This is a genomic window from Streptomyces sp. NBC_01255 (assembly GCF_036226445.1).
Classification (GTDB): domain Bacteria; phylum Actinomycetota; class Actinomycetes; order Streptomycetales; family Streptomycetaceae; genus Streptomyces.
Genome location: NZ_CP108474.1, coordinates 821,149 through 843,443, shown reverse-complemented (window position 1 = coordinate 843,443; position 22,295 = coordinate 821,149). Strand labels below are relative to the sequence as shown.

At 72.2% G+C, this 22,295-nt stretch carries 23 protein-coding genes; 15 read left to right on the top strand and 8 right to left on the bottom strand.

From position 1 onward, the window contains the following. Nucleotides 1–163 precede the first annotated feature (163 nt). The 7 genes from OG357_RS03525 to OG357_RS03495 all read left to right on the top strand — a co-directional run bounded on the left by OG357_RS03525 (nucleotide 164) and on the right by OG357_RS03495 (nucleotide 7,102). On the top strand, nucleotides 164–1,600 hold the full coding sequence (locus OG357_RS03525) for a DEAD/DEAH box helicase (RefSeq protein WP_329619706.1): 1,437 nt from the start codon (nucleotides 164–166) through the stop codon (nucleotides 1,598–1,600). Nucleotides 1,601–1,788: 188 nt separating this feature from the next. Then, a complete protein-coding gene (locus OG357_RS03520; RefSeq protein ID WP_329619705.1) occupies nucleotides 1,789–3,069 on the top strand; it encodes a hypothetical protein in 1,281 nt (426 codons plus the stop codon). Between the two features lie 50 nt (nucleotides 3,070–3,119). Next, nucleotides 3,120–3,791 (top strand): 4'-phosphopantetheinyl transferase family protein, encoded by a 672-nt coding sequence (locus OG357_RS03515; protein WP_329619704.1) that lies wholly within the window; start codon nucleotides 3,120–3,122, stop codon nucleotides 3,789–3,791. A gap of 146 nt (nucleotides 3,792–3,937) precedes the next feature. Then, entirely contained in the window at nucleotides 3,938–4,333 is a 396-nt protein-coding gene (locus OG357_RS03510; protein WP_329619703.1) for a DUF7937 domain-containing protein, read from the top strand. Nucleotides 4,334–4,426: 93 nt separating this feature from the next. Next, complete coding sequence (locus OG357_RS03505; RefSeq protein ID WP_329619702.1) at nucleotides 4,427–4,912, top strand: SAM-dependent methyltransferase; 486 nt, start codon at nucleotides 4,427–4,429, stop codon at nucleotides 4,910–4,912. Nucleotides 4,913–4,946: 34 nt separating this feature from the next. Continuing rightward, nucleotides 4,947–5,654 (top strand): response regulator transcription factor, encoded by a 708-nt coding sequence (locus tag OG357_RS03500; protein ID WP_329619701.1) that lies wholly within the window; start codon nucleotides 4,947–4,949, stop codon nucleotides 5,652–5,654. Beyond that, nucleotides 5,651–7,102: a HAMP domain-containing sensor histidine kinase gene (locus OG357_RS03495; protein WP_329619700.1), complete on the top strand. Its 1,452-nt coding sequence runs from the start codon at nucleotides 5,651–5,653 to the stop codon at nucleotides 7,100–7,102. The genes OG357_RS03500 and OG357_RS03495 overlap by 4 nt, the downstream gene beginning before the upstream one ends. On the opposite strand, the gene OG357_RS03490 is transcribed toward OG357_RS03495, so the two are convergent. The 7 genes from OG357_RS03490 to OG357_RS03460 form a co-directional block, all read right to left on the bottom strand. Next, entirely contained in the window at nucleotides 7,065–7,574 is a 510-nt protein-coding gene (locus tag OG357_RS03490) for an SgcJ/EcaC family oxidoreductase (protein ID WP_329619699.1), read from the bottom strand. The two genes, OG357_RS03495 and OG357_RS03490, sit on opposite strands and share 38 nt — an antisense overlap. Before the next feature lie 147 nt (nucleotides 7,575–7,721). Then, the gene (locus OG357_RS03485; protein WP_329619698.1) at nucleotides 7,722–8,312 is read right to left on the bottom strand and encodes an isochorismatase family protein; all 591 of its coding nucleotides are present in this window, start codon (nucleotides 8,310–8,312) and stop codon (nucleotides 7,722–7,724) included. 96 nt (nucleotides 8,313–8,408) lie between these two features. After that, complete coding sequence (locus tag OG357_RS03480) at nucleotides 8,409–9,320, bottom strand: nitroreductase/quinone reductase family protein (protein ID WP_329619697.1); 912 nt, start codon at nucleotides 9,318–9,320, stop codon at nucleotides 8,409–8,411. A 261-nt stretch (nucleotides 9,321–9,581) separates the two neighbouring features. Next, nucleotides 9,582–10,931: a carboxyl transferase domain-containing protein gene (locus OG357_RS03475; protein WP_329619696.1), complete on the bottom strand. Its 1,350-nt coding sequence runs from the start codon at nucleotides 10,929–10,931 to the stop codon at nucleotides 9,582–9,584. A gap of 109 nt (nucleotides 10,932–11,040) precedes the next feature. Continuing rightward, entirely contained in the window at nucleotides 11,041–11,538 is a 498-nt protein-coding gene (locus tag OG357_RS03470; RefSeq protein ID WP_329619695.1) for a DUF6114 domain-containing protein, read from the bottom strand. Nucleotides 11,539–11,540: 2 nt separating this feature from the next. After that, entirely contained in the window at nucleotides 11,541–12,191 is a 651-nt protein-coding gene (locus OG357_RS03465; RefSeq protein ID WP_329625477.1) for a DUF6230 family protein, read from the bottom strand. A 204-nt stretch (nucleotides 12,192–12,395) separates the two neighbouring features. Next, complete coding sequence (locus tag OG357_RS03460) at nucleotides 12,396–13,070, bottom strand: TetR/AcrR family transcriptional regulator (protein WP_329619694.1); 675 nt, start codon at nucleotides 13,068–13,070, stop codon at nucleotides 12,396–12,398. 325 nt (nucleotides 13,071–13,395) lie between these two features. Between OG357_RS03460 and OG357_RS03455 the strand changes: the two genes are divergently transcribed. Next, nucleotides 13,396–14,064, top strand: a complete 669-nt coding sequence (locus tag OG357_RS03455) for a Tat pathway signal sequence domain protein (RefSeq protein WP_329619693.1) — start codon at nucleotides 13,396–13,398, stop codon at nucleotides 14,062–14,064. A gap of 47 nt (nucleotides 14,065–14,111) precedes the next feature. On the opposite strand, the gene OG357_RS03450 is transcribed toward OG357_RS03455, so the two are convergent. Continuing rightward, nucleotides 14,112–14,570, bottom strand: coding sequence for a Crp/Fnr family transcriptional regulator (locus OG357_RS03450; protein ID WP_329619692.1), 459 nt, complete (start codon nucleotides 14,568–14,570; stop codon nucleotides 14,112–14,114). 157 nt (nucleotides 14,571–14,727) lie between these two features. Between OG357_RS03450 and OG357_RS03445 the strand changes: the two genes are divergently transcribed. The 7 genes from OG357_RS03445 to OG357_RS03415 all read left to right on the top strand — a co-directional run bounded on the left by OG357_RS03445 (nucleotide 14,728) and on the right by OG357_RS03415 (nucleotide 22,041). Beyond that, nucleotides 14,728–15,423 carry an alpha/beta hydrolase gene (locus tag OG357_RS03445; RefSeq protein WP_329619691.1) on the top strand — a complete coding sequence of 232 codons (696 nt, stop codon included), beginning with the start codon at nucleotides 14,728–14,730 and terminating at the stop codon, nucleotides 15,421–15,423. Between the two features lie 99 nt (nucleotides 15,424–15,522). After that, complete coding sequence (locus OG357_RS03440) at nucleotides 15,523–16,278, top strand: amino acid ABC transporter ATP-binding protein (RefSeq protein WP_329619690.1); 756 nt, start codon at nucleotides 15,523–15,525, stop codon at nucleotides 16,276–16,278. Between the two features lie 43 nt (nucleotides 16,279–16,321). Beyond that, nucleotides 16,322–17,170, top strand: coding sequence for a glutamate ABC transporter substrate-binding protein (locus tag OG357_RS03435; RefSeq protein WP_329619689.1), 849 nt, complete (start codon nucleotides 16,322–16,324; stop codon nucleotides 17,168–17,170). A 10-nt stretch (nucleotides 17,171–17,180) separates the two neighbouring features. Next, on the top strand, nucleotides 17,181–17,846 hold the full coding sequence (locus OG357_RS03430) for an amino acid ABC transporter permease (protein ID WP_329619688.1): 666 nt from the start codon (nucleotides 17,181–17,183) through the stop codon (nucleotides 17,844–17,846). Then, nucleotides 17,843–18,757, top strand: a complete 915-nt coding sequence (locus OG357_RS03425) for an amino acid ABC transporter permease (RefSeq protein WP_329619687.1) — start codon at nucleotides 17,843–17,845, stop codon at nucleotides 18,755–18,757. Before OG357_RS03430 ends, OG357_RS03425 begins: the two co-directional genes overlap by 4 nt. A gap of 142 nt (nucleotides 18,758–18,899) precedes the next feature. Next, the gene (locus tag OG357_RS03420; protein ID WP_329619686.1) at nucleotides 18,900–20,519 is read left to right on the top strand and encodes an SDR family oxidoreductase; all 1,620 of its coding nucleotides are present in this window, start codon (nucleotides 18,900–18,902) and stop codon (nucleotides 20,517–20,519) included. Between the two features lie 148 nt (nucleotides 20,520–20,667). Continuing rightward, a complete protein-coding gene (locus OG357_RS03415) occupies nucleotides 20,668–22,041 on the top strand; it encodes a cryptochrome/photolyase family protein (RefSeq protein ID WP_329619685.1) in 1,374 nt (457 codons plus the stop codon). Nucleotides 22,042–22,295: the final 254 nt, after the last annotated feature.

The window sequence follows — 22,295 nt, the reverse complement described above, 5'->3', positions numbered from 1 at the left end:
TTCCGACACCGGATGCCGTGACGAGGTACCGCATCGTACGGATGTGCCCGGATCCGTACAGGTACAGTTCTCGGCCCGTTCCTGCAATTCCTCCGGCACATTCATGCCGTGGATTCCTCGATACGCGCCGCATCTCAGCATCGCCGCATCGAGGAAGGCCCCCATGAACCGCTCGGACCGTACGAACGACACCCGCCGCCCCGCCCCCGTCAAGGGTGAGTTCGCGCTGCCGGACACCATCACGCCGGCCCTGCCGCCCGCCGACACCTTCGACGCCATGGAACTCCCGGCGGAGGTCCTGCGGACGCTGACCGACCTCGGTGTCACCACCCCGTTCCCGATCCAGTCCGCGACCCTGCCGAACGCCCTCGCGGGCCGCGACGTCCTGGGCCGCGCGCGCACCGGCTCCGGCAAGACGCTCGCCTTCGGTCTCGCGCTCCTCGCCCGGACGGCCGGCCGGCGCGCCGACGCCAAGAGGCCGCTGGCCCTGGTCCTCGTCCCCACGCGCGAGCTCGCCCAGCAGGTCACCGCCGCCATCGAGCCGTACGCCAAGGCCCTGAAGCTGCGGACGGCGACCGTCTTCGGCGGCGTGTCGATCAACAAGCAGGTCGTCGCGCTGAGGGAAGGCGTCGAGGTCCTCGTCGCCACCCCGGGCCGCCTCATGGACCTCGTCGAGCGCCGCGACTGCCACCTCGACCAGGTACGGATCACCGTCCTCGACGAGGCCGACCAGATGACCGACCTCGGCTTCATGCCCCAGGTCACCGAGCTGCTCGACCAGATGCGGCCCGGCGGACAGCACCTGCTCTTCTCGGCCACCCTCGACCACAACGTCGACCGGCTGGTCCGCACGTACCTCGACGACCCGGTGGTCCACTCCGTCGACCCCTCGGCCGGCGCCGTCACCACGATGGAACACCACGTCCTCCAGGTCCACGGACCCGACAAGTACGCCACCGCCACGGAGATCGCCGCCCGTGACGGCCGGGTGCTCATGTTCCTGGACACCAAGCACGCCGTCGACCGGTTCACCCGCCACCTCCTCGGCAGCGGCGTCAGCGCGGCGGCGCTGCACGGCGGCAAGTCGCAGCCGCAGCGGATCCACACCCTGGAGCGGTTCAGGACCGGCGTCGTCACCGTCCTCGTCGCGACGAACGTCGCGGCCCGCGGCATCCACATCGAGGACCTCGACCTCGTCGTCAACGTCGACCCGCCCGCCGACCACAAGGACTACCTGCACCGCGGCGGCCGTACGGCGCGGGCCGGCGAGACCGGCAGCGTCGTCACCCTGGTCACGCCGGACCAGCGCAAGGACGTGGCCCGCCTCATGACCGACGCGGGCATCCGGCCGCAGATCACCCAGGTCCGCTCCGGCGAGGCCGAACTGAGCCGGATCACCGGCGCCAAGACCCCCTCCGGCGTCGCCATCGGACGCAACGCGCCCGTCACCCCCGAACGCTCCCAGCGCGGCGCGGCCTTCCGTGGCATGGGCACCGTCCCCGGCAAGCCCGGCCGCGCCAAGAACGAGTCCCGCCGCTCCGCCGAGGCCCGCAAGCAGGCCGAGGCCCGCCAGGCCGCCCGGATCCGGCGCGGCGCCTAAGGACCGTCCGCCAAGGGCCCGGAGGGGGGCCGGACGTCCAACAGGCCCCGTAGCGACGGGTCCTGCGGATCGGAACGGTCTTGCTTCCGCGCCGGAGTCGTGATCGTATGTCCCGTCTGTTTCATGATCATGACTATGGGGGGTTACGAATGACCGGGAACATGGATCGACGTTCGCTCATACGCGGAATGGCGACGGCCGGCGCGGGCGCCGCGGGCGTGATGGCGCTCGGCGGAAGCCCGGCGTACGCGGCCGGCGCGGGGGACGACCCGTACAGCGTCGACGTCATCAGCAAGGGCGCGGACCCGACCGGCGCCACCGCCAGCGACGCCGCCTTCCGCGCGGCCGCGGCGGAGGTGCTCGCCTCCTTCCAGCCGGACCCGATCTCGGGGGCCGTCCCGAAGAAGGTGCTGGTCATCCCGCCGGGCACCTACCTGCTGACCCAGCCCGACTCGCTCCTGCCCAACGTGAACGGCGAGGGTGGCGGCGGCATCGTCGACGGCATCTCGATCACCGGCTACGGCAAGCGGCTGTCCCGCATCGTGTACGCGCCGACCGCGAACGACACGACGCTGTGGACCAACTACCAGCGCTACAAGAACATCCGGATCTCCGGGCTGACCTTCACCAGCGAGAACGCCACGTCGAGCTTCAACTACGCGTACTCCTCCGCCGCCTACGGCGTGCAGGACACCTGGTACACCGACGTGGAGTGGCGCGGCAGCTGGAAGCGCGGCATCGGCCTCGACGGCCCGGCCACCACCTCCAACCTGAACAGCGAGATGGGCTGGGACCGTTGCCAGGTCGGCGGCTCCTACTCCGACGCGTTCCTCGTCATGGGGATGACGCCGACCGCGACCCAGCAGGACCAGTTCCTCAACTACTGGTTCCGCGACTGCAAGGTCGAGTACCAGTCCGGGGTGTTCGTGAAGAACAACCGCGGCGGCTCGATGAACTTCATCGGCGGCTCCTACATCCTCACCGACGCCGCGTCGAACGGCACCTTCTTCCAGCTGGGTTCGGACGCGCCCACCCGGGCCGACTCCACGATGCGCCTGTACGCGCAGGGCATCCGCTTCGAGCTGCGCGGTCTCGGCCACAAGGTGATCGACTCCCGCTGGTACAAGGGCAGCATCAGCTTCGTGTCGTGCGACGACACCGCGCTGAGCTTCAAGTCGTGGGCGCCGGACGCCGTGACGCACACGTACGCCTTCAACGCGAACGGCGACCGCGGCCCGACGGTCCGCTACACCGATTGCGCGCTGATGGGCTCGCACCAGGTGGGGACGAGCGCCGTCGCCACCACCGCCGGCAAGATCGTCTACGACGGATGCCGATTCATCGACATGCCGTCCGCGACCGGCGCCACCGGCTTCCTCCGGTGGACCGGTGCGACCGCGCCCCGCTACGAGATCCGCGACTGCCTCGGCGGTGCGAACTACGTCGCGGACGTGAAGAACCCGGCCTGACGGTCCGGCCCGTCACCACCAGTGATCACCCCGTACGCGGAGGGAACACCATGATCGGCGAGCTCGTGCCCGGGTCGGTCGCCACGGAGTGGCGCCTCGACGACTCCGAACAGGTCACGCTCTTCCCCGAGGAGACGGCGCTCGTCGCCAGATCGGTCGAGAAGCGGCGGCAGGAGTTCGCCACCGTCCGGCTCTGCGCGCGGCTCGCGCTGGGCCGGTTCGGGGTGCCTGCGGGTCCCCTGACACCGGGCCCGCGCGGGGAGCCGCGGTGGCCGGCGGGCATCGCCGGAAGCATGACCCACTGCGAGGGCTACCGGGCCGCCGCGGTGGCCCGGTCGACGGACGTCGTGTCGCTCGGCATAGACGCCGAGCCGGCCGAGCCCCTCCCGGACGGCGTCCTCGGGGTGGTGTCCCTGCCCGAGGAACGCCGTCACCTGGCCTCCCTGGAGGCCGGGGACCCGGCGGTCTCCTGGGAGAAGCTCCTCTTCAGCGCCAAGGAGAGCGTCTTCAAGACCTGGTACCCGCTGACCGGGCGCGAGCTGGACTTCGACGAGGCGGTGGTCGAGTTCACCCCGGACGACGGGAACGGCCGCGCGGGCACCTTCGACGCGCGGCTGCTCGTACCCGGGCCGACGGTCGACGGCGCCCCGCGGGAGCACTTCACCGGGCGCTGGCTCGCCCGGGGCGGACTGGTGATCACGGCGATCGTCCTGACCCGGTAACACGCCCCGGCGGGTGGTCTCTTCACCGGGAATTCACGGGCGTCGGGGGTCCCTGCTCGCCGGTGCCCCGGACCGCCATGTGGAGTCGATCGGCGTCCGGGCCGGGGTGGGGAACCGCGCGGCGGCGGTCGGCGTCCGTACCCGACATGAGCGGTGGGGACCGGGCGCAGAGCCCCGAGAGCGATGAGGCCGACGAAACGGACGAGCGCGACGAGCGGGTGCTGAACAGCCTCGGTTGTCTCCTCGCCCTCGCCGGCGTCCTGGTCGCGGCGGCCTACGCGGTGCCCCGGGCCGAGTACAGCTACGACGGCGGCTTCGAGGGCCAGGACACCGACTGGAGCACGGTCCTCGTCGAACTGCCGCTGATCCTCCTCGCCGGTTTCGCCGTCCCGCCCCTGACCTGGGCGGCGGCCACCCGGCGCCTGCGGCCGTGGGCGGCGGCGCTCGTCTGCCTCGCCGTCGCCGCGCTCGGGCTCTGGGGCCTCGACACGGTCTGGCATCCGCAGCAGGGCCCCGATCCGGGGTACGGGCCGGGGATCTGACGGTCGTCCGCACAGCCCGTCGCCTACGGGAGTACGGTCGTCATGATCACGTACGGACGAGGGCCGTCCCACGGGCGAGGAGCGAGGAATCACATGGCACAGGAGCAGAGCGCCGCGGGGACGGTCGTCTCGTGCCCGGTGGGGCGCGTCGTCGGCGGGCGGGACCAGGTGCGCGACGACGAGTGGGGCGACGTCGAGTCGGTGATCCGGCTGGACGCGGAGGCCTTCGGCCCCGAGGCGCTGGCCGGTCTCGACGCCTTCTCGCACCTGGAGGTCGTCTACCACTTCGACCGCGTGAAGCCGGACGCGGTCGAGACCGGGGCCCGTCACCCGCGCGGCAACACGGAGTGGCCGCTCGTCGGGATCTTCGCCCAGCGCGGCAAGAACCGCCCCAACCGCCTCGGCGTCTCGCGCTGCCGGCTGATCCGTACCGACGGCCTGGACCTCCATGTGCGGGGCCTGGACGCCGTCGACGGCACGCCGGTACTCGACATCAAGCCGTACATGGCCGAGTTCGGCCCCCAGGGGCCGACCACCCAGCCCGCGTGGGCCGACGAGATCATGCGCCGCTACTGGTGAACTGACGTGCGGTACACGAACTAGGGTCTCGTGTGTGCGTGTACTGCTGGTGGAAGACGACGAGCCGATCGCGGAGTCCCTGCGGCGCGGGCTGCTGCGCTACGGGTTCGAGGTGGAGTGGGTGACCACCGGAGCCGCGGGGCTCGCCGTCACCACCCCGTACGACCTCGTCCTCCTCGATCTCGGCCTGCCCGACACCGACGGTCTGGACGTCTGCCGGGCGCTGCGGCTCCGGGGGGACGTGCCGATCATCGTGATCAGCGCGCGCAGCGACGAGACGGACCGGGTGGTCGGCCTGGAGATCGGGGCCGACGACTACGTGTCCAAGCCCTTCGGGGTGCGCGAGGTGATCGCCCGGATCCGGGCCGTGCTCCGGCGGGCACGCCCCGAGAACCGGCCCTCGGGGCCGCAGAGTTACGGCACGCGGCTGAGTGTCGACCGCAAGTCCGGGCGGGTGCGGCTGGACGGAGCGGAGGTCGCGCTGACGCCGAAGGAGTACGACCTCCTCGCCTTCCTCACGGAGGAGCCGGGCGCGCTGATGTCCCGCGAACAGATCATGGAAGCCGTCTGGGACGCCAACTGGTTCGGCCCGACCAAGACGCTGGACGTCCATGTGGCGGCGCTGCGGCGGAAGTTGGCCGGAGCGGTGGCCATCGAGGCGGTGCGCGGGGTGGGGTTCCGGCTGATCGTCGCGCCGGACCTGACACATGACGGGCCCGCGAGCCCGGCGGGGCACACGTGATCAAGCGGCTGATCGTCAGCTACGTCGCGCTCGTCGCCGTCGCGCTCGCCGCGTTCACCGTTCCCGTCGCCTTCACGCTCACCGCCCAACTCCGCGGCGACACCGAGGAGTCCGTACGGCGCGAGGCGACCACGATGGCGCTGCTGCTCGGCGACGGCGACGAGCCCGCCCGGCAGGCACTCGCCCGCATGGCGGGGGCGTACGCGGACGAGACACCGGGCACGGTCGAGGTGGTGGCGGCCGACGGCAGGAACGCGGTGCCGCCGCTGCCCCTGCCCGCGCGACCGGACGACCCGGCGATCGGCGAGGCCCTGCGGCGCGGGGTGACCACCGTCGACTGGGGCTCGCGGCTCGTCTGGGGGCCGGAGCTGGTGCTCACCGTCCCGGTGTACGAGGGCCGGCACGCGGCGCGGGGGCCGGCGGGGGAGGAGCAGCGGATCGTGGGCGCCGTGCGCATCCGGTACGCGACCGCCGACCTGACGGACCGGCTGTGGCGGATCTGGGGTTTCCGGGCGATCCTCGCGGTCGGCGTGCTCGCGATCGCGGCCGGGCTCGGCGCCGTCGTGGCCCGGCTCCTGACCAAACCGCTGCGCCAGCTCAACGACATGGCGAGCCGGTTCGGGGACGGCGACCTGACGGCCCGGTCACCGGTCACGGGACCGCAGGAGACGCGGACCCTGGCCCGGACGCTCAACCAGGGCGCCGAGCGCCTCGACACCCTCGTGGCCTCGCAGCGCATCTTCGTCGCGGACGCCTCGCACCAGCTCCGTACCCCGCTGACGGCGCTGCGGCTCGCGCTCGACAACATCGCGGACGGGGTCGACGACGAGTTCGTCCGGGAGGACGTCGACCAGGCGACCGCCGAGGTGGTCCGCATGAGCCGGCTGGTCAGCGGCCTGCTCGTGCTGGCCCGCGCCGAGGCGAAGGTGGCCGCGCCCGAACCGCTCGCCCTGCGCGAGCTCGTCGAGGACCGGCTGAGCGTGTGGCGGCCCGCCGGCGACGAGCGCGGGGTGACGATCGTCCTCACCGGGACGGCCGACGACGGACCCCGGGTGCTCGCCGGGCCCGGCAACCTCGACCAGGTCCTCGACAACATCCTCTCCAACGCCCTGGAGGTCTCCCCGGACCGGGGCACGATCACCGTACGGGTGGAGACGTGCGGCCCGGAGGAAGCGGTCCTGGAGGTCCTCGACCAGGGCCCCGGCATGTCCGCCGCCGAACAGGCCCGCGCCTTCGACCGGTTCTGGCGCGGCCAGGGCCTGACCGGCCGCACGGGCTCCGGTCTTGGCCTGGCCATCGTCAAGCAGCTGGTGACGGACGACGGCGGCCGGGTCGCCCTGCGGGACGCGCCCGGCGGCGGCCTGTGCGTACGGATCGGCCTGCGGACGGCAGCCGAGGGCCCCCGGCGGATCAGCCCTCGGCCGGGAGCACCGAGGAGTGGTGGTTGACGATCAGCCACCGGCCGTCGCGCTTCTCGTACTGGTACGTGTAGCGGGCGTCGACGGCCTTGGTGACGCCGGTCTTCGGGTCGGTGAGGTGGAAGCGGTAGAGACCGGCGTCGAGCGCCGAGTTCCGGTCCAGGACGTGTATCACGGAGCGGAGCTTCTCGCCGCGCGGCTTCTTCTGGAGGAAGTGCGCGAAGTAGTCGGCTATCTCCGCGTGGTCGGTACGGATCCGGGGAGAGGCGGTCGGCAGCAGCACGGCGTCCTCGGCGTACCGGGCGGTGACCTCCTTCGGGTCGCCGGTCAGCAGCGCCGCGTTCCACTGGTCGAAGAGCGCGGCGATCTCCCGTTCGCCGGCTCGGCCGTGCTGCCGGCCGTCCTTCTCCCCTGCCACCCCGACCCCGGCGGCGAAGGTGCCGAGCGTCGCCACGGCGAGCGAGGCGGCAAGGGCGGCGCGGATACGGGACGTGGGCGTCATCGGGGCTCCTGCGGCGAGTGAACGTCTCCCGAACGCTGACCGGTTCGGGTGCTGCCACTCTCGCGGCGGACGGTTTAACGCCCGTACAGGGGACGGCAAGAGCCCGGACAAGACTCGGGAAAGACCGCTCCGGCACCCGGCGGTCCGTCAGGCGAGGACCACCGGCTCGCCGCTGAGTCCGACGCCCGCCGCGCGCAGTTCGTCGAGGGCTGCGCCGGTGGTGTCGGAGGCGACGCCGGCCGTGTAGTCGAGCAGGACGTGCACGTCGAAGCCGGCCCGGACGCCGTCCAGCGCGGTGGCCTTCACACAGTGGTCCGTGGCGATCCCGACGACGTCGACGCCGCCGACCTCACGGGCGCGCAGCCACTCCCCGAGGGGCGTGCCGCTCTCGGTCGCGCCCTCGAAACCGCTCTTCGAGGCGGAGTGGGCGCCCTTGAAGAAGACCTCGTCCACGGCCCCGGAGGTCACGACCGGCTCGAAGTCCGGGTGGAACTCGCCCCCTTCGGTGCCGACGACGCAGTGCACCGGGAACGAGTTCTCGAAGTCCGGCTCGTCCGAGAAGTGGCCGCCGGGGTCGACGTGGTGGTCCCGGGTCGCGACGACGTGCGCGTACCGGCCGTCGGCGCCCCGGATCAGCTCGGCGATGGCGACGGCCCGGTTGGCCCCGCCCTTCACGGGGACGTTGCCGCCCTCGCAGAAGTCCTTCTGTACATCGACGACGATCAGGGCACGGCGCACGGTGGCGGCCTTTCCTCAGGGGGAAGTGTCCGTTTCATCGTCGTGCCCCCGGCGCCCGATGTGCCGGGCACGCGCCCGCCGTTCACCCGATAGGGATCATGGAGTGGGGCGGACGGGTGGGAAGGGGATCTCAGCGAGCAACGGCAGCAGCGCTTCCTCCTCGTAGTCCAGGTGCGCCGTGAGCTCCGTCGACATCCGCTCCAGTTCGGCACGGAACCGCTCGGGGTCCGCGCCGGTGATGTCGGCGAGGTGTCCGCTCAGCTCCCGCTGGAGGCGGGCGACCGTGCGGTGTTCGACGCGGAGGCGCTCGAAGACCTCGCCGAGGTGCGGGTGATGGGCCTCAAGGCCGGGGAACAGATGCGCGTCCTCGCTCACGTGGTGGAACTCCAGCGACTGGCAGAACGCGAGACACCGCTGCCGGATCTGGAGCCCGAGACCCGGCGCCGGCGGCTCGCCCGGGAACCGGTGCGCCGCGCGCACGGCGAAGTGCGCGTCGACCTCGTCCCGTACGCGTCCCAACTGGCCGCGGAGCCAGACGTGGACCTCCATGAGCTTGTCGGCGAGGTTCGTGACCTCGACGGGTCCCTCGTCCTCCGAGGTCGTGGCGGGCTCCAGGACCACGACCGGCAGGACGCGCGCGGTGTTCTCCTGGTACTCGCCGTAGCCGGGCTCCGCTTTCACCACGTGTGCGAACAGCCGGTCCCGGCGCTCGCCTTCGGCGGGTACGGCGATCGCCTCGAATTCCTCGGCGCCGACCTCCACCCGCACGAGCGGGTGGGCCAGCAGGTTGTGGAACCAGTCGGGGTGCCGCTCGGACCCGAGGTTCGATCCGACGATCATCAGGAGATCGTCGTGGCGCACGTACCCGAGGGGCACGGTGCGCTCCGTACCGGACTTCGCTCCGGTGGTGGTCAGGAGCAGCAGGTCGCTGCCCTCGAAGTAGCCTCCGACCGTCCCGCTGTTCGCGCGGAACTCGTCGATGACGGACTGGTTGAACGATGTGGGCATGATGATGCGGATCTCCGTGAGGGGCGCGATGGCCCTGGGTGTGCCGTGAGAGCGCGCGCTGATGGCGGTCGGTCACGGGTGGGAACGCACGGGTGCCTCGCGCGGGAATGACGCGCGCGCGAGCACCTCGGTCAGGCGTGGTCTGTACGGAGCGGACTCATAGGAGGTCCTCCGACGGAAAGGTGGTCGCCCGACGTCCGGCCGGCCCACTGCTCTTTGGCCGGCGCCACGCGCCACGGATCCGATTTAAGCACAACCGCCTCAGCCGTGAGCGGTGCCGTCGACGATGCCTCGGATGACGCCGAGGGCGAGGAGGTCCTGCGGGCGCAGACGGAGCCGGTCGGCGGTGGTCGCCGCTTCCTCGGGTGTCCGCTTGAGGATGGCCGCGGCGAGCTCCGGGGCGATGACGGAGAAGTAGCTGTCCGGGGTGGCCCAGGTGTGGTCGGGGGCGGCGAGGGCGAGCGCGCCGCCCGAGCCGCCTTCCCCGACGAGGAGCGAGGTGAGCGGGACCCGGGCGGTGGCGACGGCTTCGAAGAGGGCGGCGATGGCCGGGCCCGCGCCGTCCCGTTCGGCCTCGGGGTCGTTGGCGGCGCCGGGGGTGTCGACGAGGGTGAGGACCGGGATCCCGAGGCGGTCGGCGAGGTGGACGAGCCGGGTCGCGGTACGGAAACCGGCGGGCCGGGTGGCGGTGCCGCACTGGGCGGCGTAGGCGACGGTGCGGCCGTCCGGCAGCTGCCCGAAGCCGCAGAGCATGCCGGGGTCGGTGCCTCCGCAGCGGTCGCCGGAGATCTCGGCGCGCCGCGTGAAGTGGGCGTCGAGGTAGGCGGGCGCCCGGGGCCTGTCGGGGTGCCGGGCGCGGGCCACGGCCTCGTGGCCCGTCTCGGCGGGTGACACGGCGCCGGTGCCCAGGGCGTGCGGGGGAGCGACCGGGCCCTCGGCGGGGTGCGTGAGGAGGGTGAGCCAGCGGCCGAGCGCGGCGCGCAGCTCCCCGGGCGGTACGACGGCGTCGATGTGGCCGTGGGCGAGCTGGGCCTCCGCCGTGTAGGCGCCGGGGTCGGCGTCCTGCGGGCGTACGCGCGAGCCCGCGAAGCCGACCTGGGCGCCCGGCAGGGCGAGGACGACATCGGAGCCGGCTCCGAGGGTGGCCCAGCCGCCTCCGGTCGTCGGGTCCCGCAGGACCGCGATCTGCGCCAGCCCGGCGGCCCGGGTGAGCGCCGACTCGCGGGCCATCACCTGGAGTTGGAGGAGAGCGCGCATGCCCTCGTGCATCCGGCTCCCGCCGGTGGCCGGAAGGACGACCACGGGCAGCCGCCGGGCGCGGGCGAGCCGGTGCGCGGCGGAGGCGCGGGCGCCGGTCCGCTCGCCGATGGAACCGCCGAGGAAGCGGAACTCGAAGGAGAGCAGCACCACGTGCACGCCGCCGATCGTGCCCGTACCGCAGATCACCGACTCGGTCTCGCCGGAACGGGCCGCGGCGCGGCCGTGCGCGGCGGAGTAGCCGGGCCAGCCGATCGGCCCGTCCCCGTCCATGGGTCCCTCGGAGAAGGGGAGTTCGGTGAAGTCGTCGGTGACGAGCGCGAGCGCCTCGCGTGCCGTCATCGGGTCGGTCATGCGTGCCTCGCCGCTCGTCGCCGGATCCGTCCGTACGGGTGGGTCGGTGGTGCGCCTCCACCGTACCGTCGGGCGGTGGAGGCGCACCGGAGCCGCCCGTACGGGCAGGTCAGGCGCCGGGCCGTGGCTCCGGCGCGGGTCCGGCCGCCGCACTCGCCGCGGCTCCGGTGAGCGCCGCCGCCCCGCTCCCGGCCGTGCCCTGCTCCCGGCGTCGCCCGCGACGCCGGGACCGGCGCCGTGGCCGGTCGGGCAGCCAGCCGAAGGCGAGTGAGCTGCCGACGAGCCCCAGCATCATGCCGAGGAAGAACCCGCCCAGATTGGAGGTCACCCAGCTCCCCAGGGATGCCAGGACGCCGACGACCGAGTAGAAGAGCCGCTGGCGCGGGTTGAGGACGACGAGCACTCCGCAGATCACCATGAGGACGGGCAGGACGTAGCCCACCAGGCTGTCCGCCCCCGCCGTGAGGATCACGGTGATGCTCGCCCGCTGGGTCAGCAGGATCTCCGCGCCGCCCAGGGCGAGCGTGAGACCGGCGCCGAACGGGCGGCGGTACCGCCAGAGCCGGAAGGCCCGCCAGGGATGGCGGGGGCGGCGGCCGGACGCCACGCTCAGCAGCCCTTCGAGCTGAAGCGCATGTGCAGGTCGGGCAGGGTGAACCGGACGGCGGTCGTGGCGTAGTTGGTCTGCCGCAGGTCCTTGATGCGGACGGTGTCGGCCTGCTGGCCGAACACGCCCAGCGGCCCCTTGACCGGGGGCTTGTCGAAGGTGCTCGCGTCGCCGCCGATCTCGATGTTGTCGAAGTCGGCGACCTTGCCGGAGATCTCCGTGGAGTCGGTGGTGAGCCCCGAGGCCTTGACCGGGGTGCCCTTGGCGCCCGCCGTGATGTGCAGGTAGGTGCCGCCGAGCTCCACGCTCTGGCAGAGGTTGGTGAGTTCGGCCTCACGGATCGCGGTGACGATGACCAGGATCTGGCCCCCGGTGTCGCCGGCGTTCGGGCTGCCCTCGGGCATGTTGTCCAGCCCGCCGAACTGGCCGAAGCCCCGGCCCTCCAGGTTGTCGGCGGTCACCGTGAACGGCATGCCGGAGATGGCGAACTGGGCGGCGAGTGCTCCCTGCGCGGTCAGCACCACGAGGGCGGCCGCGGCGGCCAGGGCGGGCCCGCCCATCAGGGCCGCGCGGCGGAACCGGACCCGGCCGCGTCTGCCGGATCCGTCGTCGGGTAACGGGGTGTGCGCGATCTCCCGGTTGTTTTCGGACATGGCCATGAGGCGCTCCTGACATGGGTGAGGAAACAGACCTGCGCGGCGGTGTCCTGGCGCGGACCGTTCCCCGAGCTGCCCGGGTCTTCCTCGCGTGGTGCGGAGGCGGACGTGCCGCAGGGAACCTTCCGGGGACCGTAAGGCTTGCGGTTACCCGGGGTCAACCAGCGTGCATGTGCTGCTTGTCGACCCCCCGGCGATCGATCATTCGGGGGTGAAGGGGGCCACCACGACGTGTACGAGGGTGTCGAGGAGAAGGGGGAGATCGGTGAACCGGCCCTCGTCGACCGCACGGTGGACCGCCGCGTGTACGGCACCCACCACGATGTCCACCAGCTCGCCCCGCGCCACCCACGGCGGCCCCGCCGGCGCGTCCGCGAAGAACCGTCGAAAACTGGCCAGAAGTTCCGCGCGGGCCCTGCGCCCCGCGGGCCCCACCGACTCGATCTCGACCACCATCGTGGCGAAGGCGGGCGTCTGCGTGAGCAGGGTCAGGAGCACCCGCAGCCCGGCCCGCACGGAGGCCGGCCAGTCCGCCGCGCCCCCCGCCTCGTCGTACGCCCGCTGCATGGCGCGCACCACCTGCTGCGTACCGCCCCGGTAGGCGGCGATGACGGCGTCCTCCTTGCCGGAGAACAGCTCGTAGAAGACCGGTCGGGTCACCCCGGCCTCCCGGCAGATGTCGCTGATGCGCGCCCCGGCGTAGCCGTTCTCCGCGACCGTACGGGCGACTCCGTCGAGCAGCCGCTCGCGCTGTCGGGAGGCCACCTGCTCGGGGCTCAGCCGGCGAGGTCCGGGGCGCAGGGAGCGCCCCGGTTCACGGCCCGAGCGGGCCCCCGGCAGGACGAGCCCCTCCTCGGCCTCGCGGGCACTCGTCATCGGCCACATCCTTCCGGACTTGTTGACGTCACATACTCGGCAGGATTACAACCCTCGTGGGTTTTCCTCTCGGTGCGCCGAGTGTCATCGGGTGTTCTCACGTGTCCGGTGGAGCCGATCCCCGAGGGACGGGGCACGTCCTCACCGCACACCGCACCGAGTATCACGCTCCCGCACCTCCCCAGCACCCCTCTCCGGCCCCCTCTCCAGAACGCCGCTGCCGGACATCGTCCGTGGCGCCGGACCGTTCCGGCAGCGGTCTCGCACATCGCTCCGTACGCCCCGACTTCCCCACCCCCCCCTCCGTACGGAAGGAAGCACCCTCATGCGCAAGCACGCTCTCCTCGCCGCCGTCGGCCTCGCCGTCTCCGCCACGCTCGCCGCGACCACCCAGGCCGGCGCCGTCGGCTCCGCCGCCGGCAACGTCCTCACCACCGGTTCCGCCACCGGCCCCGCCGTCGCGGTCGGCGACGTCCTCTCCGCCTCGCTCCCCACCGGCACCAAGGCCCGGATCGCCACCACGCAGGGCGGCAGCACGGGCATCACCTGCAGCACCTCCGCGTTCACCGCCACCGTCACCGGCAACCCCGCCGCGCCCGGCACCGCCACCGAGACCGCGACAGCCCACACGCTCAGCAGCTGCACCACCAACATCGTCGGCGCGACGGGCGTCCAGAGCATCACCGTCAACAACCTGCCGTTCGCCACGGCCGTCGTCTCCGGCGGGGCACTCACCGTCACGGCGGGCGCCGCGGGCCCGATCCAGACCACCCTGAAGATCAACAGCATCCTCGGCCTGATGACCTGCGTCTACCGGGCTGCCGGCCTCACCGCCACGCCCTCCAACACCGACAACTCGCTCACCTTCACCGACCAGCTGTTCACCAAGGCCAGCGGCCCCGGAACCTGTCCGGCCAACGGCTACTTCTCGGCGAAGTACGGCCCCGTCCTGGACACCAGCCAGGCCGGCAGCCCCGCCGTCTTCGTGAACTAGTCCAGGTCGGAGCCCCGCCCCCTCCCCTGACGAGGAGGGGGCGGGGCTCACGCGAAGATGCCGCTCCCGTGCGGGGCGTACAGGTCCAGGAGCCGGACCCGGGTCACGTTCAGGCGATGGGCCAGGATGGCCCCCACCCAGAACATGACCGAGGCGCCGAACTCCGTGTCCGAGCGGCACATCGACCGGACGGCCGTGGCGTCGAACTCGTACGCCCGCACCGGCGTCATCGCCTCGGCCCCCGACTGGCACAGGTACGGAGGGAACATCCAGGAGAGGCCGACGAGCTCGCCGTGGCGCAGGGTCTCGATCACCGGCGACCCGCGGCCCGGCACCTTGGCGTCGAGCGTCACCGCTCCCGTCTTCACGATCCAGAACCGGTCGCAGTGCTGCTGCTCCTCGAACAGCCGATGACCGGAATCGAAGTACACGTCCTCGGCGAAGGCCATCAGCCGCTCCCGGTGCTCCGGCGGCAACGTGCTGACCTTGGGCGCGGATCTGGTCATGGCGGACCCTCCTCGGACGCTCGGCTCCCATCCTCAGTGTCCGCCAGCCCGCCCGGGCGCGCGTGCGGGGCCACCACCGCGCACGTAGCGTGGCCGCGGGGAGACGGGGCGGGACAGGGGCGGGATCCATCCCTCGCACAGATCGGTACGGAAGCCCATGGCAGACAAGCCCACGATCGTCCTCGTCCACGGCTTCTGGGGCGGCGCCGCCCACTGGGCGAACGTCATCGTCGAGCTGAACAAGCGTGGCTACGACAAGATCCGCGCCGTCGAGAACCCCCTCACCTCGCTCGCCGACGACGCCGAACGCACCCGCAAGATGATCAAGCAGGTGGACGGGCCCGTCGTCCTCGTCGGCCACTCCTACGGCGGTGCCGTCATCACCGAGGCCGGCGACCTGCCGAACGTGAAGGCCCTCGTCTACATCGCCGCCTTCGCGCCCGACGCCGGAGAGAGCCCCGGCCAGATCAGCCAGGAACACCCGCCGGCCGCCTTCGAGAACATCGCCCCCGACTCCGACGGCTACCTCTGGGTCAAGCCGGACACGTTCCATGAGAGCTTCGCCCAGGACCTCGCCCCCGACGAGGCCCTCGTCATGGCCGTCACCCAGAAGGCTCCGCTGGCGTCCACCTTCGGCGACAACGTCACCGCCCCGGCGTGGCGCGTCAAGCCGTGCTGGTACCAGGTCTCGACCCAGGACCGCATGATCCACCCCGACAACGAGCGCCGGATGGCGCAGCGCATGAACCCGCGCAAGACCATCGAGCTCGACGCGAGCCACGCCTCGCTCGCCTCCCGGCCGGCCGAGGTCTGCGACCTGATCGAGATCGCCGTACGCGAGACCACCGGCTGATCTTCCGTCCCTCCGCCCGGCGTGCGCGGGCCCGGCGGAGGGCGGAGCATGAACGTGAGGAGGGACCGGCAAACGGGGGCGTGACCCTTGGAGGGTGCCATGCCCGTCCCGGAAGGCGGCGACGCGCTCGTCGTGCTGCGCGCGGTGGACAAACACTTCGGCACCCTGCACGTCCTCCAGTCCATCGACCTGACGATCCACCGAGGCGAGGTGGTCGTCGTCATCGGACCGTCGGGCGGGGGAAAGTCGACGCTCTGCCGGGCGATCAACCGCCTGGAGGCCATCGACGCGGGCGAGATCGTCATCGACGGCCGTCCGCTCCCGGCCGAGGGCCGGGAGCTGGCGGCCCTGCGGGCCGACGTCGGCATGGTCTTCCAGTCCTTCAACCTCTTCGCGCACAAGACGGTGCTCGACAACGTCACCCTGGGCCAGATCAAGGTCCGCAAGAAGAGCCGGAAGGCCGCCGAGCAGCGGGCCCGCGCGCTGCTCGACCGGGTCGGGGTCGCCGAACAGGCGGACAAGTACCCGGCGCAGCTCTCCGGCGGTCAGCAGCAGCGCGTGGCGATCGCCCGCGCCCTCGCCATGGATCCGAAGGTGATGCTCTTCGACGAGCCGACCTCCGCGCTCGACCCCGAGATGATCAACGAGGTTCTGGAGGTCATGCAGCAACTCGCCCGGGACGGCATGACGATGGTGGTCGTCACCCACGAGATGGGCTTCGCCCGCTCCGCCGCCAACCGCGTCGTCTTCATGGCCGACGGACGGATCGTCGAGGAGACGACCCCGGACGAGTTCTTCAGCAATCCGCGCAGCGACCGGGCCAAGGACTTCCTGTCCAAGATCCTCCACCACTGAGTCCCGGACGTCGCCCGATCAGCAGCCCCCAGGGGTGATCCACATGAACGCGCACAGGACCGGCAGGGCCACCGTGGCCGTCGCCGCGGCCGTCGTCCTCTCCTTCACCTCCGCCGGACTCGCGTCCGGCGCCGCCGGAGAGGTGCCACGCGACCACAATGGCGAACAGATCACCGTCGGCATCAAGTACGACCAGCCCGGCATCGGCCTGAAGACCCCGGACGGCACCTACACGGGCTTCGACGTCGACGTGGCGACGTACATCGCCAAGGAGCTCGGCCACGAGCCGTCCGACATCGTGTGGAAGGAGGCCAAGAGCGCCGACCGGGAGACGCTGCTCCAGCGCGGCGACGTGGACTTCATCGCGGCCTCGTACTCGATCAACGACGAGCGGGCCGAGAAGGTCGACTTCGCCGGGCCCTACCTCCTGGCCCACCAGGACGTCCTGATCCGCGCCGACGACGACTCGATCAAGCAGCCGTCCGACCTGAACAACAAGAAGCTGTGCTCGGTCACCGGCTCGACCTCCGCACAGAACGTCAAGGACGAGATCGCCCCCGACGCCCAGCTCCAGGAGTACGGCGGCTACTCCGAGTGCCTGACCGGCCTGGAGAACGGGGTCATCGACGCCGTCACCACTGACGACTCGATCCTCGCCGGGTACGCCTCGCAGGCCGAGTTCAAGGACAAGTTCAAGCTCGGCGGCTTCAAGATGAGCAACGAGAACTACGGCATCGGCGTCCAGAAGGGCAGCGACCTCAAGGCCAAGATCAACACCGCGCTGGAGAAGATGGTCGCCGACGGCTCCTGGGACGCCGCGGTGGAGAAGAACTTCGGCCCCGCCGGCTACCAGAACGAACCCGCCCCGAAGATCGGCGTCATCGTGAACTGAGCAGGCCGTCGTGTTCGACTTCCTCCAGGGGTACGACCTGCTCGGAGCCTTCTGGGTAACGGTGCAGCTCACCGTCTACTCCGCCATCGGCTCCCTGATCTGGGGGACGCTGCTGGCCGCCATGCGCGTCAGCCCCGTCCCCCTGATGCGGGGCTTCGGCACCGTCTACGTCAACATCGTCCGCAACATCCCCCTCACCGTCATCATCGTCTTCACCTCGCTCGGCCTCTTCCAGACCCTCGGCGTGAGCCTGGGCGCCGACCGGTTCACCACGATCAACTTCCGGCTCGCCCTCCTCGGCCTCACCGCCTACACGAGCGCCTTCGTCTGCGAGGCGCTCCGCTCCGGCATCAACACCGTCCCCCTCGGCCAGGTCGAGGCGGCCCGCGCCATCGGCCTCAGCTTCCCGCAGGTCCTGCGCATCATCGTGCTCCCGCAGGCCTTCCGCTCCGTCGTCGGCCCGCTCGCGAACGTCCTCATCGCCCTCACCAAGAACACCACCGTGGCCGCCGCGATCGGCGTCGCCGAAGCGGCCCTGCTGATGCGCGAGATGATCGAGAACGAAGCCCAACTCATCCTCATCTCCGCGATCTTCGCCGTCGGCTTCCTCTGTCTCACCCTGCCCACCGGGCTGTTCCTCGGCTGGGTCGCCAAGAAGGTGGCGGTGAAACGGTGAAGGACAAGCCCACGGTCCTCTACGACGTCCCCGGGCCGCGCGCCCGGCGGCGCAACCTCCTCTGGACGCTGCTGTTCCTGATCGCGCTCGCCGCCGTGGTCTGGTGGGTGGTGGCGAGCCTCGCCGAGAAGGGCCAGCTGGAATGGTCCAAGTGGGCACCCTTCTTCACCGACCCCCGCATCTGGGAGACGTACATCCTGCCCGCCCTCCAGAACACCGTGATCGCCGCCGCGCTCGCCATGGTGATCGCGCTGCCGCTCGGCGCGTTCCTCGGTATCTTCCGGCTCTCCGACCACCGCTGGGTGCGCGGTGCGGCCGGCACCGTCGTCGAGTTCTTCCGGGCCATCCCCGTCCTGATCCTGATGCTCTTCGCCAACGCCGCCTACTCCGAGTTCACCGACATCAGCCCGGACACCCGCCCCCTGTACGCGGTCGTCACCGGCCTCGTCCTCTACAACGCGTCCGTCCTCGCCGAGGTCGTCCGCGCCGGCATCCTCGCCCTGCCGAGCGGGCAGACCGACGCGGCGAAGGCGATCGGCATGCGCAAGGGCCAGACCATGGCGTACGTGCTGCTCCCGCAGTCGGTCACCGCCATGCTGCCCGCCCTGGTCAGCCAGCTCGTCGTCATCGTCAAGGACACCGCGCTCGGCGGCGCGATGCTCGGCTTCTCCGAACTCCTCGCCTCCGTGCGCCCGATGAGCGCGAACTACGGCGCCAACACCATCGCCTGCTTCACCGTCGTCGCCGTGATCTTCGTCATCCTCAACTTCGCGCTCACCACCTTCGCGTCCTGGCTCGAAGGCCGGCTGCGGCGCGGCAAGAAGTCCACGGGAGCGGTCGTCGGGGCCGACGCCGTGGAGGAACTGGCCACGCCGGGCGAGCATCTGGGCCCGACGGACGGGAGCAGATGACCGGGGCACGGGGCACGGGGCGCGCACGAGCCCGGCGGCCCCGGTAGGACCGCATCCGCATCCGCGGCGGCCCGGTCCCGGGAAGGAGAGAGTAGACACCCCGGGCCGAATGCGGGCCCCGACAGCGGAACGGAGCGGTTCCATGAGCGACGCGCCACGGCAGGACACCCCGGGACCGCTCTGCCTGGTCACGGGCGCGAGCGGCTACATCGGCGGGCGCCTCGTCCCGGAGCTCCTGGCGGCCGGATACCGGGTGCGCTGCCTGGCCCGTACCCCCGCGAAGCTGCGCGACCATCCCTGGGCGGGGGCGGTGGAGACCGTCCAGGGGGACGTCACCGACGCCGAGACCCTCGCCCCCGCCCTCCGGGGCGTCGACGTCGCCTACTACCTGGTGCACGCCCTGGGCGGAGGGCGCGACTTCGAGCGTACCGACCGCCTGGCGGCCCTCACCTTCGCCGAACAGACCCGCGCCGCCGGGGTCCGCCGCCTCGTCTACCTCGGCGGCCTCACCCCCCGCGGCGTCCCCGACCGGGAGCTCTCGCCGCATCTGCGCTCACGCGCCGAGGTCGGGCGGATCCTCCTGGAATCCGGGGTTCCGACCACGGTGCTCCGCGCGGCCGTCATCATCGGGTCCGGCTCGGCCTCCTTCGAGATGCTCCGCTATCTCACCGAACGCCTGCCCGTGATGGTCACCCCGAGCTGGGTGCGCACCCGGATCCAGCCGATCGCCGTCCGGGACGTCCTGCGCTACCTGGTCGGCAGCGCGCGGATGCCCGAGGACGTCAGCCGCGCCTTCGACATCGGCGGCCCCGACGTCCTCACCTACCTCGGGATGATGCGTCGCTACGCCGACGTCGCCGGGCTGCCCCGCCGGCTCATCGTCCCCGTACCGGTCCTGACACCGCGCCTGTCCAGCCACTGGATCGGCCTCGTCACCCCGGTGCCACGGTCCCTCGCCCGCCCCCTCGCCGAGTCGCTCCGCCACGAGGTCGTCTGCGACGAGCACGACATCGCCGGCCTGGTGCCCGACCCGCCCGGCCACCCCCTCGGCTTCGACACGGCGCTCGCGCTCGCCCTCCAACGGGTCCGCGAGGCCCGGATCGTCACCCGCTGGTCCTCCGCGTCCGTGCCCGGCGCGCCGAGCGACCCGCTGCCCACCGACCCCGACTGGGCGGGCGGCAGCCTCTACACCGACGAGCGCGAGCTGACCGTCGACGCCTCGCCGCAGGCGCTGTGGCGGGTCGTCGAGGGCATCGGCGGGGAGAACGGCTGGTACTCCTTCCCCCTCGCCTGGGCCGTCCGGGGGTGGCTCGACCGACTGGTCGGAGGCGTCGGGCTGCGCCGGGGGCGGCGCGACGCCCTGCGCCTGAGAGTCGGGGACTCGCTGGACTTCTGGCGGGTGGAGGAGATCGAGCGCGGCCGGCTGCTGCGGTTGCGGGCCGAGATGCGCCTCCCCGGCCTCGCCTGGCTGGAGATGTACGTCGAGCGTGACGGGAACGGGGTGACCCGCTACCGCCAGCGGGCGCTGTTCCACCCGCACGGTCTGGCCGGTCAGGCCTACTGGTGGAGCGTCTCGCCGTTCCACGCCGTGGTCTTCGGCGGAATGGCCCGCAACATCGCCCGGAACGCGGAGGCGGACGGGGCGGCGGAGCCGGAGAGGACGGGCCTGAACCCGGACGACGCCGCCACGGGGCCCCGCCCGGCACCCGCCGGAATCCCGCCCTCGCCGTCCGCCGCGCCGGATCGCGGGGAGCGAGAGTGACGGCGCGGTCCGGCGTCCCCGCACCTCCGCCCCGCAGACCGCATCCGGCGCACGCACGCGCCGCGAATGACCCTCGCAAGGTCAGCCCAGCGAGCACCGGGCCCGCGCGTCGCGTGGCGGTCGGTGGTCCCCTGCCAGGAGCGGTGCCATGAACGTCTCGGTCGTCCTGTTCACCTCGGACCTCCGCGTCCACGACCATCCGCCCCTGCGCGCCGCGCTGGGCCAGGGGAACGAGGTGGTCCCCCTGTTCGTGCGGGATCCGGCGGTGGACCGCGCCGGCCGGGCCGCGCCGAACCGCCTCGCCTTCCTCGCCGCCTGCCTCACCGGCCTCGACGCCGGACTGCGGGAGCGCGGCGGCCGACTTGTCGTGCGCTCGGGCGACACCGTCGCCGAGGTGTGCCGCGTCGTGCGCGAGGCCGACGCCGACGACGTCCACATGGCGGCCGGGTGCAGCGGCTTCGCGCGGCGCCGCGAGGACCGGCTGCGCCGCGCCCTGGAGGCGGACGGGCGGCGGCTGTACGTCCACGACGGCGTCGTCACCGCACTGCCCACCGGCGCGGTGACACCGAGCGGCTCGGACCACTACGCGGTCTTCACCCCCTACTTCAGGCGCTGGTCGCACGAGCGTCTGCGTGAGCCGCTCGCGGCGCCCGGCCGCGTGCGGGTACCCGAGGAGGTCCGGTCCGAGGGCCTGCCCACTCCGGCCGACGTCCCCTCCGTCTCGGCAGGGGTGGCCACCGGCGGCGAGAAGGAGGGCCGCGAGCGGCTCGCCGGCTGGCTGCGCCGGGGCGCCGACGCGTACGAGGAGGGCCACGACGACCTCGCCGGCGACGGGACCTCGCGCCTGTCGCCGTACCTCCACTTCGGGGCCGTCTCGGCGACCGAGGCCGTCCACCGGGCCCGGTCGCGAGGCGGGCCGGGTGCGGAGGCGTTCGTCCGGCAGCTCTGCTGGCGCGACTTCCACCACCAGGTCCTCGCCGCGCGACCCGACGCCGCTGCCGCCGACTACCGCACGCGTCACGACCGTTGGCGACGCGGCAAGCGGGCCGAGGCCGACCTGCGGGCGTGGCAGGAGGGCCGCACCGGCTACCCCGTCGTGGACGCCGCGATGCGGCAGCTCGCCCACGAGGGCTGGATGCACAACCGGGGGCGGCTGCTCACGGCGTCGTTCCTGACCAAGACGCTGTACCTCGACTGGCGCGAGGGCGCGCGGCACTTCATGCACCTGCTCGTCGACGGTGATGTCGCCGACAACCAGCTCAACTGGCAGTGGATGGCCGGCACGGGCACCGACAGCCGCCCCAACCGGGTGCTCAACCCGGTGATCCAGGGGAAGCGGTACGACCCCGACGGCGCCTACGTACGGCGATGGGTGCCGGAACTCGCCGGCCTCGACGGCCCCGCGATCCACGAGCCGTGGAGACTGCCCGGCCTCGAACGGGCCCGCTACGACTACCCCGACCCGATGGTCGAGCTCGCCGACGGGCTTGCCCGCTTCCGCCACGCCCGGGGTCAGGACTGAGCGCGGTGCAGCAGGGTCGGGCCCACAGCACGACCGCGGCGGGACCGGTCCTCCGTACCGCCTGGTCGAGCGCCTCCGGTGGCACTCCGCCCCGAACATCAGGGGCCGGCGTGCCACCGCTCTCGCGGGCTGAGGCCGGAATCGATGCACGGGCGACGCGCATGCGGGGCGCGTCGGGGAAAGGGGCCGGTCGGCGCCGAGATCCACCCTTCCAGGTGAATCACCCCATCCGGAGCGCCGTCGATGCCGAATGA